This window comes from Bradyrhizobium sp. USDA 4449, from assembly GCF_054056275.1.
Genome location: NZ_JBSRYD010000001.1, coordinates 4,306,561 through 4,322,500 on the forward strand (window position 1 = coordinate 4,306,561; position 15,940 = coordinate 4,322,500).

Here is a 15,940-nt window from a genome sequence, read left to right on the forward strand (position 1 = left end):
GCCATACTAGAGCAGAATTTCCGCCAGCCGAAACATTTGGCCGATCACATCTTGTCGGCGGGGCGTGGCGAGTGCTGCCACCTTGCCGTCGCACCCATTCCCTGTAATCTCGACGGAAACAGATAGGGAATGAGGTCGATGGGGGGAGTACTGCAGGGCGTGCGCGTCCTTGATTTCGGGCGCTATATCGCGGGGCCGTATTGCGCGACCTTGCTGGCCGAATTCGGCGCCGAGGTCATTCGCGTCGAAAAGCGCGACGGCAGCGAGGATCGCTTCGTGGCGCCGGTCGGCGAAGGCGGCGAGGGCGCCCTGTTCCTGCAGGTCAACCGCAACAAGAAGTGCATCACGCTCGATCCGATGAAGGCGGAGGGGCAGGAGGTGATGCGCAAGCTTGTGGCGACCGCCGATGTCGTCGTCGCCAATCTGCCGCCGCAGACGCTTCATGCGATGAAGCTCGATTACGACTCGCTGAGAGCGATCAAGCCGGACATCATCCTGACCACCGCCACCGCATTCGGCGGGCCTGGCCCCTGGTCCGATCGCGTCGGCTTCGATGGCGTCGGCCAGGTCATGTCGGGCTCGGTCTACATGACCGGTGCCGGCGACCCGCCGTACCGCGCGGCGGTGAACTGGGTCGATTTCGGCACTGCGCTGCATTGCGCGTTCGGAACGCTCGCGGCCCTGATCGAGCGCGGCAAATCCGGGCGCGGGCAGATCGTCGAGGGCGCGTTGCTGGCGACCGCTTTGTCCTTCACCAATGCGACGCTGATCGAGCAGGCCGTCATCAACGTCAATCGTGTCCCGACCGGCAATCTCGGCCAGACTGCGGCGCCTGCGGATATCTACCGCACGAAGGATGGTTGGGTCTTGTGCCAGGTCACGGGCCATCCGCTCTTCAAGCGCTGGGCCAGGCTGATGGGGGAGGAGGAGCTGTGGTTGAACGATCCGCGCTTTGCCGACGACATCAGCCGCGGCAACAATGGCCCTGTCATCAGCGAGCGGATGGCACGCTGGTGCGCCGAGCGTAGCACGCAGGAGGCGGTCGACACGCTCGGCAAGGCAATGATTCCGACCGGGCCTGTTCTGAGCCCGCAGCAGGCGCTCGATCATCCGCACATCCGCGCCGCCGGCTTCCTCCAGGACGTCGACTATCCCGGTCTGCCGAAACAGGCGCCCGTCGCGCGCGCCGCGGTCCGGCTGTCGGAAACGCCGGGCGAGATCGCATCGCGTCCGCCGACGCTCGGTGAGCACACCGATTCCGTCCTGGCGGAACTCGGCTACGACAAGGCGGCGATCGCAACGCTGCGGCAGAGCGGCATCATCTAGCCGCGCGAGCGGCGCTGCTTGCGCAGCCGCCGATCCCTCTCTGTCCGTCGATCGCCCGATAAAGCCGTGGAACACAGGCGGCCGCTTGCCGTTCCTACACTCGGGGCGCGCGCGCACACAGGGAGTATCGACATGGCCGACGACCGCTTTGCCGAATTGCTGGGCCGTGCCGCCATGGACGTCTGGGGCGATATGCCGCGCGAGGTTCAGGAGGCGCTGTTCGAGACGGCGATGAAAGGCCGCGCCTCCGAGCGCGAAGCCCTTGCGCGGCTGCTGCATGATCGCCACCCGCGGACGGCCCATCCCGCCAAGCCGGCCTGAGAGGAGCGGACGCGCGTTGACGTTTCAAGCCTGCGTCGAGTGTCGAACATGGAGCTGATGGAAGCCGAGTCTGTCGCCGAGCTTCCCCGCGGGACGCAATGGCAATACGAGCCGAAATGGGATGGCTTCCGTTGCCTGCTGGTCCGTGACGACAGGCGCGTCAGGATGCAGTCGAAGGGTGGTCGCGATCTCGTGCGCTATTTTCCTGAAATCGCATCCGCGGCATCAGCTCTATCCGCCAGCTCGTTCATCCTCGATGGGGAACTGATCATTGAGCTGGAGGGCGGATACTCGTTCGATGCCTTGCTTCAGCGCATCCACCCGGCGGCCAGCCGCGTGAAGCGCCTGGCCGTGGAGACGCCGGCCAGTTTCATGGCTTTCGACCTGCTGCGATCGGAGGACAGGGACCTCACCGGGCTTCCGCTCGACGAGCGACGGTCCGCACTCGAGCAATTCGCGCGGCGCTATTTCAGGGGCAACCGCGTGTTTGCGCTGTCGCCGGCCAGCCGCAGCCTCGCCGGCGCGAAAAAGTGGCTGCAATCCGTCAGGGAAGGCCACGACGGGGTGGTCGCGAAGCGTCTCGATCTCGCCTATCGCGGCGGTGCGCGCGACGGAATGCAGAAGATCAAGCTGATGCGGTCGGCCGATTGCGTGGTCGGCGGCTTCAGGTATGGCGAGAAAAAGCAGGGCAGGCGAAAGGTGATCGGCTCGCTGCTGCTCGGACTCTACGACGACTCCGGACTGCTGCACCACGTCGGCTTCACCTCGGCCATCAAAACGGCCGATCGGCCGGGCTTGACCGAGACGTTCGAGGCCATCGCGAGCGGAAGCAGCTTTACCGGCAAGACGCCCGGCGGTCGGAGCCGATGGTCGACGAAGCGGTCCGCCGAGTGGCAGCCGGTGCGCCCCATTCATGTCGTCGAGGTTTCCTATGACCACGTCAGCGGTGGCCGGTTTCGCCACGGCACGAAAATCGTGCGCTGGCGCCCCGACAAGAAGCCCTCGCAATGCCGCATGGATCAGCTGGCGCAGAAATCAGCGAATGGTGGAGGGCGATGAGAGACAGCACCTCGGAGATCGCTCCGATCAGTGATGCCGTTCACCTCTGCGTCGACATGCAGAATATCTTTGCGCCCGGCGGTCTCTGGGCAACGCCGTGGATGGAGAGGGTGTTGCCGACGATCGTCTCGATCGTGTCCCGCCATCAGATCAGGACCGTCTTCTCGCGCTTCATCACGCCGCAGGATCCCGAAGATCGTCCCGGACAGTGGCAGAGTTATTTTCGGCACTGGCGGCAGGCAACCCGCCGGCAGCTCCCGGCATCCGCGCTCGAACTGGTGCCGGCGCTCGCGCGCTACGTTCCTCCGGCCCGCATGGTCGACAAGCCGGCCTATTCCGCATTCAGCAATCCGGGCCTCTGCAGCCTGCTGATGGAAAAGAACGTCGGCACGGTGGTGATCACCGGTGCGGAGACGGATGTCTGCGTCCTCTCGACGGTGCTGAGCGCCGTCGATCTCGGCTTCAGGGTCGTGATCGTGCAGGACGCGCTATGCAGCTCGTCCGACGTCGGCCACGACGCACTCATGACGATGTACCGCACCCGATTCCACGGTCAGGTCGATCTGGCGACCGCGGAGGAGCTGACGGAGTTTTGGCAGGAATAGAAGGTGCCCGGCCGAGGCCGCGGGGGCGGTTTGGGGTTCCGATGTGAAGTCTGGACACGTGCGTTCGCGCGGCAAATCCCCTATGGATGACGAGGCGCAGCCGAATCGCGATGGATCCGGCGCGCCTTTTGACGCCTGTATGCGACCAGAAACGGATTAACGTGCGGCATTCCAAAAAAGCGCGGCCAGCGGCCAAAGGTGCTCCGAACAAGAGCGCGCTCAAGAAGAATTCGTCAGTCAGGCGTTCGCCGAAGAAGCGCGCGCCGGCCAAGAGCTCGACAGGCAGACGCGCGCCAGGCAAGGCGGCGCCGAAGCAAGGCAAGGCTTCGCAACGCGCCACCATCGCATCGTCATCGCCGCTCGGCATGATGGCGCTGCATCTACTGGGGCAGTGGAAGGAGTCCGGCCGCAATGGTCTCGTGTTCCTCGCTGAAAGCGAGAACAGGGCGGAGCGGCTCGGCAGCGTCATTCATGCGCTCGACCCGTCCTGCGAAGTTCTGGTGTTTCCGCGGCTGAACACCCTGCCGTTCGATCAATTGGAACCATCGCGCGAGATCGCCGGCCGCAGAGCCTCGGTGCTGCGGCGGCTTGCGAAATCGAAGCATCCAATCTTTCTCGTCTCGACCGCGGAAGCCGTGATGGAGCGCTTGCCGCCGCCCGCGAGCCTGTTGCGGCTGAACACGGCTCTGAGAGTCGGCGGCACCTTCTCCGAGGGCGAGCTTCGCGTTCGTCTCGAAGAACTGGGCTATGACCTCGACGACGAGCCGGATTATCCGGGCGGCGCCCTGTTTCACGGCCAGACCTTCGAGATATTTCCGGCCGGAGCATTGGGGCCGTTCCGGGTGGAGCATTCGGCGCGCACCATCAAGCGGATCGTGGCGTTCGATCCGCAGGAGCACGACATCATCTTCGAGACCAGTGAGCTTCTCGTCGATCCCATGTCGGAACGAACAGCCCTGTCAGGCGCGCGGGCCAGGCGCGCGACGCTGTTCGACTATTGCGGAAAGGCCAAGTGGATCGCGGATGCCGGCGTGTCGGTGCATGCCGATGCCTGGCTGAGCACGATCGAGGAGGCCGCGGGCCGCGCCGACAGGGAGCGCGAATATCTGGGACGCCCTGACTGGAAGCAGGCGACCCGCGGCATGAAGGTGCTGCCGCGCAACGCTCCGTTCCAGCCGACGCCGGAATTCTCAAAACTGTCATCCGCCCGGAAAGCGCTTCGCGCCTTCGTCGAGGATGTCAGGCACGACGGTTCGCGCCTGATCTTCGCCGCGGCGCAGGAGGAGGATTTGCGTGCGATGGAGCGCATGAGCGGCGTGCGGGTGGAGCGCGTCGCGGACTGGGCGGAGGCCGAGGACGGGCGCCATCGCGACGTGGCGCTGCTGGCCGATCTCGACGGCGGCTTCGTCATTCCAGGCAGGAAATCCACGGTCGTTCTGACGGCAACCGACGTGCTCGGCAGCCGTGCGCATCATCCGCAACCGATGGCGCGAAGCTGGAGCGCGGCCTTCGACCATGCCGACGTGCCGGAACCGGGTACAGTGGTGGTGCATCTTCAGCGCGGTCTCGCCGTGCTCGATGGCCTGCAGACGGTGAACACCGGCGGCGGCGCATTGCGCGAGATGGTCAGGCTGTCCTTCGCGGGAGACAACGCGGTCCTGGTGCCGCCGCCCGATCTGGCGCTGATGTGGCCCTATGCGACGGAACTCGGCAAGCTCGCCCTCGACAAGGCGGATGGCAGCACATGGTGGGCCCGCCGCAGCGAGGCTGAGCAGGAGATCCAGGCCGCGGGCAAGGTGCTTGCCAAGCACATCAGCCAGCGCAAGCGGCGGAAGGCGGCAAAGCTGGTGCCGCCTGGCTCGGCCTACGAAAAATTCGTGGCGCGCTTTCCCTATTTCACCACCATCGATCAGGCCAAGGCCATCAACGACGTGCTCGATGATCTGGCATCCGGCCATCCCATGGACCGGGTGATCTGCGGCGACGTCGGCTTCGGCAAGACCGAGGTGGCGCTTCGGGCGGCGGCGGCCGTGGTGCTGTCAGGCAAGCAGGTGGCGATCGCGGTGCCGACGACAGTGCTGGCGCGACAACACGTCGCGACCTTCCGCAAGCGCTTCGCGGCGGTTGATATCGAGGTGGGCAGCCTGTCGCGCGCGACATCGGCTGCGGAGGTCAGGGAGACCAAGGAAGGCTTGCGCAGCGGCCGGATCAAGGTCGTGGTCGGCACGCAGGCGCTGACCTCGAAGGACGTCAAGTTTGACGATCTCGGCCTCGTCATCATCGACGAGGAGCAGCATTTCGGCGCCGCCGAGAAGGCAAAGCTCTCCGGTCTCGCCAAGAATCTCCATACGCTCTGGATGAGCGCCACGCCGATCCCGCGCACGCTCGCCGCGGGCCTTGCCGGGTTCAGGGATCTCAGCGTCATTGCCTCGCCGCCGGTTCACCGTCTTCCGGTCGCGACCAAGATCGCGCCGCTGTCGGATGCCGCCATCGCCTCGGCCTTGCTGCGCGAGCAGCGACGGCACGGGCAGAGTTTCCTGATCTGCCCGCGCATCCAGGATCTGGAGCCGATGCTGGCGCGCGTACAGGCGGTCGCGCCCGATCTCAAGATCGTCTGTCTGCACGGCAAGCTGCCGGCCGACGAGATCGACGAGCGCATGATGACATTCGTCGAAGGCAAGGCCGATGTGCTGCTTGCCACCAACATCGTCGAGAGCGGCCTCGACATCCCGCGCGCCAACACCATCGTGGTGTGCTGGCCGGAAAATTTCGGTCTCGCCCAGCTTCATCAGCTGCGCGGGCGCGTCGGCCGCGGCGGCATCCGCGCCTTCGCTTATCTCCTGACGGAATCGACCTCGGGGCAATCAGAGAAGCGACTCGCCGTGCTGGAGGAGTTCAGCCGGCCCGGCGCGGGCTTCGCCATCAGCGAGCGCGATCTCGACCTCCGCGGCGCGGGCGATCTGTTCTCGGAGCAGCAATCCGGCCACGTCCAGGTGTTCGGCCCCGTGCTCTACAGTCATCTGCTGAAGATGGCCTCGGAGAAGGTCGATGACGGCATGTCCGTGGTGTGGGTGCCCGATCTCAACTTGCCGGTCGCGGACATGCTTCCCGCAAGCTACGTGCAATCCGCGCCCGTACGGCTCGAGCTCTATGCCCGCGCCGCGCGTTGCGCCAGCGAGGACGAGCTCGACGATCTCGAGGAGGAAACCGCCCGCCGCTTCGGGCCATTGCCGCAGGCCGCCCGCGATGTCTTTGCGGCTGCGCGACTGAGGCTGGATTGCAAACGCCGGGGCATCATTCGCCTGGACGTCGGCCAAAGCGCCGTCGCCGCGACGTTCCTGCCGGGACGGCTGCGGAAGTCCAAGGGCAAGTCGCTGCAGCGCGATGGCGATCGCGTCGTCTATCACAGCCCGATGCGGGATGCGCCGTTTGAGCGGGTCGACGAATTGCTGGAGCTTCTCGACGAGTCGTGAGCCAGGGCGTGTAGTCGGCGAGCACCAGACATATTTCGCTCGATGGCTACCGCACCTGCTAAGTTCAGACGGATACACTGGCCGTTCGTACCTGGGAGGCGGACATGCGACGACGGGAGTTCCTTGCTCTTGTAAGCTGCGTGGCAGCAGCTTGCCCCCTTGCCGCGCGTGCTCAGACCGCGAGGATTTATCGCGTTGGGACACTTACTGCGGGCCCCCCAATCTCTGCTGCAGCGGATCGTGGTGAGGTGTTCTTCAACGAACTGGCGAAACGTGGCTACGTGATTGGACGCAATTTGGTCCACGAGGCGCGTGGCGCGTCGGGCAAGCTTGAGCTGGTTCCGCAGCTGATGCAGGAGCTCAAGGCCGCGGGAGTGGACGTTGTTGTCACGATCAGCTATCCGGCAGCATCCGCCGCCAAAGTATCGGGGGTTCCGACGGTCCTGGCGTCCGGCTCCGGCGATCCGGTCAAGACCGGCCTGGTCGAAAGTCTCGCGCATCCGGGCGGGAACGTGACAGGAATAGCGGATGACGCATCGACACTTTCCACCAAACGCCTTTCCTTGCTGACGGCCTTGTTGCCCCGACTTCACCACGTCGCGATGATTTGGAATAAGGATGATCTCGGCATGTCGATGCGTTACGAGACATCAGCAAAGGCTGCGCAGGGGCTCGGAATTACAGTTCAGCCGCTTGGCGTTCGGGAACCCGATGACTTCAACGAAGCTTTCGAGGCGATGACGCGCGATCCGCCCGACGCCATTTTGATGGTTTCGGATTCACTAACTCTGCTCAATCGCAAGCGAGTGATCGACTATGCTGCCACACACCGGCTGCCGGCGATCTACGAGGCAGAATCGATCGTTCGCGACGGCGGCTTGATGTCCTATGGAGCCGATTCAAGCGAATCCTTCGAACGCGCTGCAGCGATGGTCGATCGCATTTTCAAGGGTACGACACCGGCCGACCTCCCGGTGGAACAGCCAACACGCTACCAGTTCGTCATCAATCTAAAGACTGCGAGGTCGATAGGGCTCGAAATTCCGTCGACCCTGGCGGCGCTCGCGGACGAAGTCATCGAATAGGCCAGCGACTTCCGTTGATGGCCCGGTTGCGACGCTCAGGGAATGTCCGGTCTCGATCCGGTGTTCGAAGTTGAATATCAGTCGGCCTGCCGCTTGAGGAGTACATGCCTTGGCTCAAAGCGAGCTGCCGCCGCAGATCACGAGCTGCTGCCCGGTGATGGCGGCCGCATCCGCCGAAAGCAGGAAGGCGACGGCAGCCGCGACTTCCTCCGGCCGAATGAAGCGGCCGATCGGTGGCAGCTTTGGTGTGACGTTGGCGCGCGTCGGATCGTGGAGCATCGGCGTTTCGGTCGCTGCGGGCGCAATGACATTCACTGTTATGCCGCGGGACGCCAGTTCACCTGCCCAGGATCGCGCGAGTGCGACCAGCGCGGCTTTTGTCGCGGCATATTGACCTCGGCCGGCTGCGCCAGCTGCGGTGCGACTGCCGATGAACACGATGCGGCCGCCCTGCGGCAAGCGTGACGCCAGCGCATCGGCGAGGCGTTCGGCCGCGTCGACATGCAGCCGCCACATCGCGGCGCCCGCGTCATGGTCGAGCGATCCGAGCGGGGCGACTTTCAGCATGCCGGCCGCATGAACCAGCGCGGTCGGCGCGAGATCGGCGACGGCGGCTGCAATCGCATCGACATCGGCGAGATCCAGCGACAAGTGCTCGAATGCCGGATGATCGAACGTTACAGCGCGCCGGCTGATACCGGTAACGCGCCAGCCGTCGCGCAGCAGGCGCTCGACGATCGCCGCGCCGATGCCTGAGCTGGCGCCGGTGACGAGCGCGTGCGGCCTCTTGTCCATCGCCTCAGCCCTGCTTCACCCACGCTTCGGTCACCCTCACATGTTTGATCGCGCGGCGATGAAAGGTGAAGGCCATGTGGATCGCGCCATCGGCGGTCTGCTTGACGCTAGGGTAGGACAGCTCGCGATTGGTCTGGTCTCGCGAATTGTTGGTCATGCAATAGCCGTCGCCGGTCTCGACATCGCGCTTGGCCCACGAGCGACCGCCGTCGGTCGAGATCGCCAGCGTCATCGGCGCTCTTGGCGCGCCCCAGAACGCGGTGCGTCCGTCCGCGTTGCCGCCGTCGCCGGCGAGCACGGGCGGAAGATCGTCCTCGATTTCGTCATAGAGCGAGAGCCGGCGGCCGGTCGCATCCTTGGCGCTGGAATCGTTGAAGACCAGCGCGAGATGGCCGTTGTCGAGCCGGGTCAGCTGGATCGAGGAGTTGTTGTTGGGCAGTGCGGTCGCTTCGGGCGCCGACCAGCTGCGGCCGTGATCGGTGGAGCGGCTTTGATAGATGTTGTCCGCCCAGCGGCTGCGATACATCGCCAGCAGCGAGCCGTCGTCGAGGCGCGCGATGCTCATATGCACGCAGCCGCGGCTGCCCGGCACCTCGATGTCGCGCCAGGTGGCGCCCGCATCGGAAGAGATCTTCACCGCGCTGGTGTCCCCGTCGCCGTTCCATTTCCGGCCCGGCGTGCTGTGGCAATAGAATACGGGCAACAGCCAGTCGCCATTGTCGAGCACGACGATCGGCTGGCGGATGAAGGTGCCGCGGCCGCGATATTCAGGGAACAGCGTCTCGATCGGGCTCCAGCTCTTGCCGTTGTCGTGCGAGAGGCGGCGGCGGATGATGGCGGTATCCTGGTTGCCGGCCAGCTGCGCCGTCCACATCAGCCACAGCGTGCCGCCGGGAGCAGGGAACAGCACGGGGTTCTGCTCCGAGCGGCCGGGATCATCGGACAGCTTTTCCGCCTCTGACCACTCTGTCGCGCCGCGGGGCAACCGCGAGAAATACACCGAGATGTCGGACATGCCCTCCTGCGTGCCGCCGAACCAGACGCAGGCGAGATCGCCATTGGCGAGCGGCATCAGATTGGCGGCGTGGTTCTGCACGCAGGGCGAGGGAATGAAAGCGTCGAACCTGTCAGGGTCGCCGGTGGCCTGACGCACGGCGCCGTCGGCGGCGATCTCGAGGTCGGCCATCATGTCGAAGTCCTTTCGACGAATGCATTTGGTTGCGCGGCCTGCGGCATGGCGGGGGCCTGGCCCATCGCCACGCGCTCGATCGCCATCACCAGCAGCGGGGTCGCGGCGGCGATGTACATGTTGTCGATGCCGAAGGGGTTGCCGAGCAGGTACCAGACCGTGGTCGAGATTGCGGCGCCGATCAGGCCCGCGGTGGCGCCGCGATTGCTGGCGAACAGCGGCAGATAGAAGCCCATCATCGCCACCATCGTGACCGACAGGCGCAGCGCGCGCGTGAAGAACGACAGCTTCAGGATCTCCGGAATGAAGAACACGAAGAGCAGCGGCGCGATCGCGATCAGAACCGAGAACACACGCGTCATCTTCAGCTCGCGCTCCGGCGTCGGCTGCCAATGGGGCACGTAGAAGTCGCGTACCACCAGCGAGGCGATCGCGAGCGCGACGGTGCAGACGCTGACGAAGATCGACGCGACCAGCGACGTCGTCACGAAGGCGGAGGCCAGCGGCGGCATCTTTTCCAAAAACACCGGCAGCGCGTAGAGGCTGTTCATGTCAGGGTAGAGATATTTTGCGGCGACGCCGATCAGCGCGAGCAGGAAGCCGAGCGGCAGGCAGAACGCCGCCGCGTAATAGGTCGCCCTGCGGGCCTCATCGGCGCTCGGGGTCGAGGAGATCGCCTGCACGATGAATTGCGTCGAGAAGATCGCGCCGACGGTGCCGAACGTCCAGGCGAAGATGGTGGTGAAGCCGATCTTGCCGTCCCAGCTGAAATAATAGGCGGGCAGCTTGGCCTGCATCGCCGCGATGCCGCCGGTGAGCGACATCGCGACCGCGAAGATGATGATGACGCCGACGACCTTGAAGGCACTGTGCAGGATCGTCACCCAGGCGACGCCCTTCAACCCGCCAAACACGTAATAGAAGGTCGAGACCACGGCGATGACGCACATCGCGACCGGCAGGCTGACATGCAGCGCGGTGGCGATCGCAGCCGCGCCGCTGACGTAATTGCCGACATTCACCAGCAGCAGCGCGTAGATCATGATCACGGAGACGGTGAGCATGGTCGACCTGCCGTATTTCTGCGCGATCGCAGCCGAGATGGTGTATTCGCCGGAATTGTAGAGCTTCTTCACCATCAGGAGGCCGAACAGCAGGAAGCCGATCGAGGCGCCGAGCACGGCCCATCCGGCCGCCATGCCTGACTGGAACGCTTCCTGTGCCGTGCCCACGGTCGATTTGGCGCCGACGAATTCGCTCATCATCAGCACGCCGACGACGACGGCGGGCATCGCGCGCGACGCGGTCATGAACTGATCGCTGGTTCGGCTGCGCAGCTTCAGCGTGAGCCAGGACGTGAAGGCGATGTAGGCTACGATCATCGTGACGATGAGCGTGCTTTCGCCGTTGAGCAGGGCTTGCATCTCCAACGTTTCCTCTGGTGGCGCGGGATGCGGTGTCGAGGCCCGCTTCTGCCCGGCATGCAAAATGTTCGGAATGCGAACAATTGTTGTTGGAGTTCATTAAACCCGCCCGCGGGCGATGCGTCAAGCGCACGCGTCCGCGCCCGCGGGGCGGCGACCCGGCGGACGGTCATCTCCTCCTGATATTGATGAGGTTCCAGCGAGGCGGATGTTACGTCGTGCCGACGTGAGCGGGCTCAGTGCCCGAGGCGGCGGCCGATGGCCGCCGCAACCGCATGGCCGCGCCGCCGCGCGGCGGCGGATCGTCGTCATCGAGCTTGCGCAGTGCAGCGAGGATGTCCGTCAGTCGGATCGGATGGCCCATGCCGGGGATCTCGCGTAGCGCGGGCTGGGATTCGACGGCGTACATATCCGAAGCCCAGGACGACAGGATGATCCGTTTTTCCGGCGTTGAAAGACCGGCGTCGTCGAGAACGGCGCTCGCAGAGGCATAGTGTGCTGCGGGATGGAATAGCGGCTTGAAACCGGTCACGTTCGCTTTGGCATTCATTGACGCTTTGGCATTCATCGGTCGTCTCCCTCACCACTCCTTTCAAAAAGGGATGCCGTCACCGGCGGACGGCGAGCCGCGCCGTCCGCCATGCTGGTCCGTAATGGCAGAGCTTTCGACGCTCAGGCCGCCTTCTGCTGGTCAATCTGCGGCGGCGTGCTCGCGATCTGGATGCGGCGCGGCTTCATGGCCTCTGGAATCTCGCGCAGGAGATCGATGACCAGGAGACCGTCCTGGAAAGCGGCTTGCTTGACCTGAACGTAGTCGGCGAGATTGAACACACGACGGAACGGCCGCGCCGCGATACCCTGGTACAGATATTCGCCGGAGGCTGACTCGGGCTTCTTGCCCTCGATGGTCAGCGTGTTCTGTTCGGCAGTCACCGTGATGTCGTTGGCGCCAAAGCCTGCCACGGCAAGTGTGATCCGGTACTGGTCTTCGCCGAAGCGCTCGATGTTGTAGGGGGGATAGTTCTCTTCGCCGGCCTGACGCAACGTGCTGTCCACGAGGTCGGCAAGATGGTCGAAGCCGATGGTGGAGCGCCAGAGGGGCGCGAAGTCAAAGGTGGTCCTCATACCAAGTCCTCCTAGGAGCAAGATGGTTAAGAAGGAGCGCAAGACGGGGTTCAGACCGAATCCGGCGGACCCCGGCCCGGCGCCCGCACCGGACCCCTGGCGGGCATCCGGCACACCGCTCTCGCGGCGAAAAACGACTTAGAGCGACGGAAGAGCCTTGCAAGAGGGGGCAGTAAAAAAAATTGAGAGGCGGCTTGGGAACCCGAACGAGCGATGTGAGAGAATCTTGACAGCACAAGAGGCGCGAATATTTTTTTGCGCCGGAAGTCTGCCCTTCCACCCTGGACAATCGAAAAGGATTTTGAAAGACCGTCAGGAGCGACGACGATGCTCGATCTGGAATTGGCCCGCATTCGCACGCACCGAAACAACATCTCCCGCTATCGACGCCTGCTGAAGACGAAGCTGTCGGAGCTTGAACGTCAATTCATCGAGCGGCGCCTTGCCGAGGAGCAGGCCGCCCTCCAAGCTCTCGCTGCCGAGGCTCTTCCCGCCGCATTTACACTACCGAGAGACTCGGCGCGCCCCGCCCTTCGGGGAGCCGAACGATGAACGACTTACGCAATCTCCTGGTCCGCACCGGCGTGAGCACGCGCCGCTCTAATTCGCCGACAGCGCCGTCTTGGCGACCTCCGCCATCCAGCTCGATGCGACCGGGAGGATCGCGTCGTTGAAATCGTAGCGCGGGCCATGTAGTTCGGCGCCGTCGCGCAGGGGCCCGTTGCCGATCCACACGAACGCGCCGGGCCGGTGCTGGAGATAGAACGCAAAATCCTCGGCGGCCATGCTGGGCGCGAGATCGCGCCTGACCGGTGCCCGCACCTTCTCAGCGGCCATGCGCGCGAGGCCCGCTTCCTCCGTCGAATTGACCGTGGCGCCGACGCCCATGACGATATCAGGGGTGACCTTGACGTCGAAGCTCGTGGCGATGCCGGCGCAGATCTCGCCGATCCGCGCCAGGATGACGTCCTTCACGTCGTTGCGATGATGCCGCAGCGTGCCGCGGATCACGACCTTGCCCGCGATTTGATTGGGCGCGGTGCCGCCCTCGATCGTGCACAGCGAAAGCACGGCGGTGTCGAGCGGATCGACGCTGCGCGACACGATCCCCTGCATCGCCACGATCAGATGGCCGGCCGCCACCACCGGATCACGCGTCAGATGCGGCATGCCGGCATGTCCCGCATGGCCCTCGATGGTGATGGTGACGCGTCCGCCTGACGCCATCACCACGCCGTCGTGGACCGCGATGGTGCCGGCCTCCAATCCGGGCCAGTTGTGGAAGCCGAACACGCGATCCATCGGGAAGCGCTCGAACAGCCCGGCAGCGACCAGCGCGCGCGAGCCGCCAAAACCTTCCTCGGCCGGCTGGAAGATGAAATCGACGGTTCCGCTCCAGTCCGTGTCCGCCGCCAGCAGCGCGGCCGCACCCAGCAGCGAGGCGGTGTGCCCGTCATGTCCGCAGGCATGCATCACGCCCGGATTTTTCGAGGCGTAGGCCAGCCCAGTATGCTCCGTGATGGGCAGTGCATCCATGTCGGCACGCAAGCCGACGCGCCCTTGCGCCGATCCGCGCGTCAGCGTCGCGACCACGCCGTGGCCGCCGATATTGGCCTCGAAGGGAATGCCGAACTCGGTGAGCCGCTCCTGCACGAAGGCGGCGGTCGCTTTTTCCTGCAAGGACAGTTCGGGGCAGGCATGCAGATGCCGGCGCCACGTGGTCAGTGTCTGGTGCAGCTCTGGGGTCAAGGCAGGAATCTCTCGCATGATGACGGCCGTCACCACTCTAGCCGATTATCCGCGTGCCGCATCAAGTGCCTCGGAATGCCTCGCGTGCATCGGCAGGTTCGATGATTGCTGGGCAGACGACCGCGCCGCGTCCTCCACTTCACCTCTCCCGCAAGCGGGGGGCGCACCTCCGGCCGCGGAGCCGCCCTACGCCGCCAACTTAGCTAGCCCCTTCCAGTCAAAGCTGATGCCGTGTCCCGCGCGGTCCGGCGCCAGCGCCTTGCCGTCTTCGAGCAGCAGCGGATGCTCGATGTACCTGTCGAGCCCAAACCCGTGCGCCTCGAGATAAGAGCGGTTCGGGCAGGCGGCGAGCAGATGCACGGTGATGTCGTGCGCGCCGTGGCTGGTGACCGGCAGGTTGAAGGCCTCCGCCAGCCGCGCGATCTTCATGAAGGCGCTGACCCCGCCGCAATTGGTGACGTCGGGCTCGGGATAGGACACCGCGCCTGATGCGATGTAGTTCTTGAACTCCCACAGCGAGCGCAGATTCTCACCCGCCGCGATCGGCACACCGCCGGCCTGCACGATGCGCGCGTGGCCGGCGACATCATCAGGGATGATGGGTTCTTCCAGCCAGGTCAAATCGTGGGCTGCGAAGGCGCGGGCGGCGCGGATCGCTTCCTCCACCGTCCATTTCATGTTCGCGTCCGCCATCAGCGGAAAGCCGTCGCCGAGATGTTGGCGCATCGCCGCGACGCGTGCGAGGTCGGATTTGAGGTCGGGCCGGCCCACCTTCATCTTGATGGCGCGAAAGCCCTTTGCGAGATTGCCGTCGGTCTGCTTCAACAGCGCCTCGACCGGCAGATCGAGGTCGATGCCGCCGGCGTAGCACGGCACGCGCGCATCGAAACCGCCGAGCAGCCGGAACAGCGGCAGCTTCGCCCGCCGCGCCTTCAAATCCCACAGCGCGATGTCGAGCGCGGACAGCGCGAGCACGGAGGGCCCGCCGCGCCCGCCATAATGCAGGCCCCACCAGACGTGATGCCAGAGGGCTTCCGTGTCCTCAGCCTCGCGCCCCTCGAGTAGCGGCGGAATCTCGCGCTTGAGAATGTCTGCGACGGCGCCGCCGTTGCGCCCGACCGTGTAGGTGTAGCCAGTGCCTTCCGCGCCATCGGCATCGCGCACGCGGCAGGTGATCAGCTCGAAAGCCGACATGTCGCCATGGGTGGAATCCGACAGCGTAACGGGGAGGGGGATCCGGTAGAGCCCGGATTCGATATCAGCGATGCGCGGCATGTTTGCTCCCTGCATTTTCGTTGCAGGCTAGGCTGACGTGGAGCCTCGGGCAACTGCGTTCGCGGCAATGCTGCTGCGTCCTCATGCGCGCGGGAACCGCGCGGCCGCCCGGATCGATCCGTTACGGCCGGCGCGCCTGCTTCATCGCCCGCTCGACCTCGTCGGCCAGCCGGCTGAAGTGCCGATGCAACCGGTCGAACAGGTCTCGCTTGGAGGTCTGGGTGGCGAGGTCGCGGATCAAGGCCGCCTCAGCCGCGTCCTTGCGCAGCTTCTCCAGCGAACTGACAAAATCCTTCATGACCGGTCTCGATGCGAACGTTCCGTTCGTCAGACTGCCGCTGCGATCCAGATGACCATGGCGAGCAGAAGCAAGACCCACACGAGCGAGGCCGTGAACCAGGCGTCCCAGGACCTCATGTCGAAGCCCCTTCGTCTCGAACTTCGTTGCCGCACCGGCACTTGAACAGGCGCACGATGTGGTCCGTCCGCGGATCGCTGTACCGTACGATCAGGC

15 protein-coding genes are annotated in these 15,940 nt (G+C 64.9%); 7 read left to right on the forward strand and 8 right to left on the reverse strand.

Annotated features, from left to right (window positions below):
* Positions 1-138: 138 nt before the first annotated feature.
* The 6 genes from ACVIIW_RS20135 (at position 139) to ACVIIW_RS20160 (ending at position 7,869) form a co-directional block, all read left to right on the forward strand.
* Complete coding sequence (locus ACVIIW_RS20135) at positions 139-1,326, forward strand: CaiB/BaiF CoA transferase family protein (RefSeq protein ID WP_456702315.1); 1,188 nt, start codon at positions 139-141, stop codon at positions 1,324-1,326.
* A 132-nt stretch (positions 1,327-1,458) separates the two neighbouring features.
* Entirely contained in the window at positions 1,459-1,647 is a 189-nt protein-coding gene (locus ACVIIW_RS20140; RefSeq protein ID WP_456702316.1) for a hypothetical protein, read from the forward strand.
* A gap of 48 nt (positions 1,648-1,695) precedes the next feature.
* Positions 1,696-2,706, forward strand: coding sequence for an ATP-dependent DNA ligase (locus ACVIIW_RS20145; protein ID WP_456702317.1), 1,011 nt, complete (start codon positions 1,696-1,698; stop codon positions 2,704-2,706).
* Positions 2,703-3,311, forward strand: coding sequence for a cysteine hydrolase family protein (locus ACVIIW_RS20150; RefSeq protein ID WP_456702318.1), 609 nt, complete (start codon positions 2,703-2,705; stop codon positions 3,309-3,311). The genes ACVIIW_RS20145 and ACVIIW_RS20150 overlap by 4 nt, the downstream gene beginning before the upstream one ends.
* Positions 3,312-3,676: 365 nt before the next feature.
* Positions 3,677-6,784: a DEAD/DEAH box helicase gene (locus ACVIIW_RS20155; protein WP_456705205.1), complete on the forward strand. Its 3,108-nt coding sequence runs from the start codon at positions 3,677-3,679 to the stop codon at positions 6,782-6,784.
* Positions 6,785-7,032: 248 nt separating this feature from the next.
* Positions 7,033-7,869 carry an ABC transporter substrate-binding protein gene (locus tag ACVIIW_RS20160; protein WP_456702319.1) on the forward strand — a complete coding sequence of 279 codons (837 nt, stop codon included), beginning with the start codon at positions 7,033-7,035 and terminating at the stop codon, positions 7,867-7,869.
* 114 nt (positions 7,870-7,983) lie between these two features.
* Here the strand turns inward: ACVIIW_RS20160 and ACVIIW_RS20165 are convergent, their stop codons facing one another.
* The 5 genes from ACVIIW_RS20165 to ACVIIW_RS20185 form a co-directional block, all read right to left on the reverse strand.
* On the reverse strand, positions 7,984-8,664 hold the full coding sequence (locus ACVIIW_RS20165) for an SDR family NAD(P)-dependent oxidoreductase (protein WP_456702320.1): 681 nt from the start codon (positions 8,662-8,664) through the stop codon (positions 7,984-7,986).
* 4 nt (positions 8,665-8,668) lie between these two features.
* On the reverse strand, positions 8,669-9,853 hold the full coding sequence (locus tag ACVIIW_RS20170) for a sialidase family protein (protein ID WP_456702321.1): 1,185 nt from the start codon (positions 9,851-9,853) through the stop codon (positions 8,669-8,671).
* Positions 9,850-11,277, reverse strand: coding sequence for a sodium:solute symporter family protein (locus ACVIIW_RS20175; RefSeq protein ID WP_456702322.1), 1,428 nt, complete (start codon positions 11,275-11,277; stop codon positions 9,850-9,852). The genes ACVIIW_RS20170 and ACVIIW_RS20175 overlap by 4 nt, the downstream gene beginning before the upstream one ends.
* Positions 11,278-11,488: 211 nt before the next feature.
* Positions 11,489-11,845: a hypothetical protein gene (locus ACVIIW_RS20180; RefSeq protein ID WP_456702323.1), complete on the reverse strand. Its 357-nt coding sequence runs from the start codon at positions 11,843-11,845 to the stop codon at positions 11,489-11,491.
* A gap of 104 nt (positions 11,846-11,949) precedes the next feature.
* On the reverse strand, positions 11,950-12,402 hold the full coding sequence (locus ACVIIW_RS20185; protein WP_456702324.1) for an Hsp20 family protein: 453 nt from the start codon (positions 12,400-12,402) through the stop codon (positions 11,950-11,952).
* A gap of 327 nt (positions 12,403-12,729) precedes the next feature.
* Between ACVIIW_RS20185 and ACVIIW_RS20190 the strand changes: the two genes are divergently transcribed.
* A complete protein-coding gene (locus ACVIIW_RS20190; RefSeq protein ID WP_456702325.1) occupies positions 12,730-12,954 on the forward strand; it encodes a hypothetical protein in 225 nt (74 codons plus the stop codon).
* Between the two features lie 48 nt (positions 12,955-13,002).
* On the opposite strand, the gene ACVIIW_RS20195 is transcribed toward ACVIIW_RS20190, so the two are convergent.
* The 3 genes from ACVIIW_RS20195 to ACVIIW_RS20205 form a co-directional block, all read right to left on the reverse strand.
* Positions 13,003-14,151, reverse strand: coding sequence for an amidohydrolase (locus ACVIIW_RS20195; protein WP_456702326.1), 1,149 nt, complete (start codon positions 14,149-14,151; stop codon positions 13,003-13,005).
* 186 nt (positions 14,152-14,337) lie between these two features.
* Complete coding sequence (locus ACVIIW_RS20200; RefSeq protein WP_456702327.1) at positions 14,338-15,426, reverse strand: mandelate racemase/muconate lactonizing enzyme family protein; 1,089 nt, start codon at positions 15,424-15,426, stop codon at positions 14,338-14,340.
* 121 nt (positions 15,427-15,547) lie between these two features.
* Positions 15,548-15,724: a hypothetical protein gene (locus tag ACVIIW_RS20205; protein ID WP_456702328.1), complete on the reverse strand. Its 177-nt coding sequence runs from the start codon at positions 15,722-15,724 to the stop codon at positions 15,548-15,550.
* Positions 15,725-15,940: the final 216 nt, after the last annotated feature.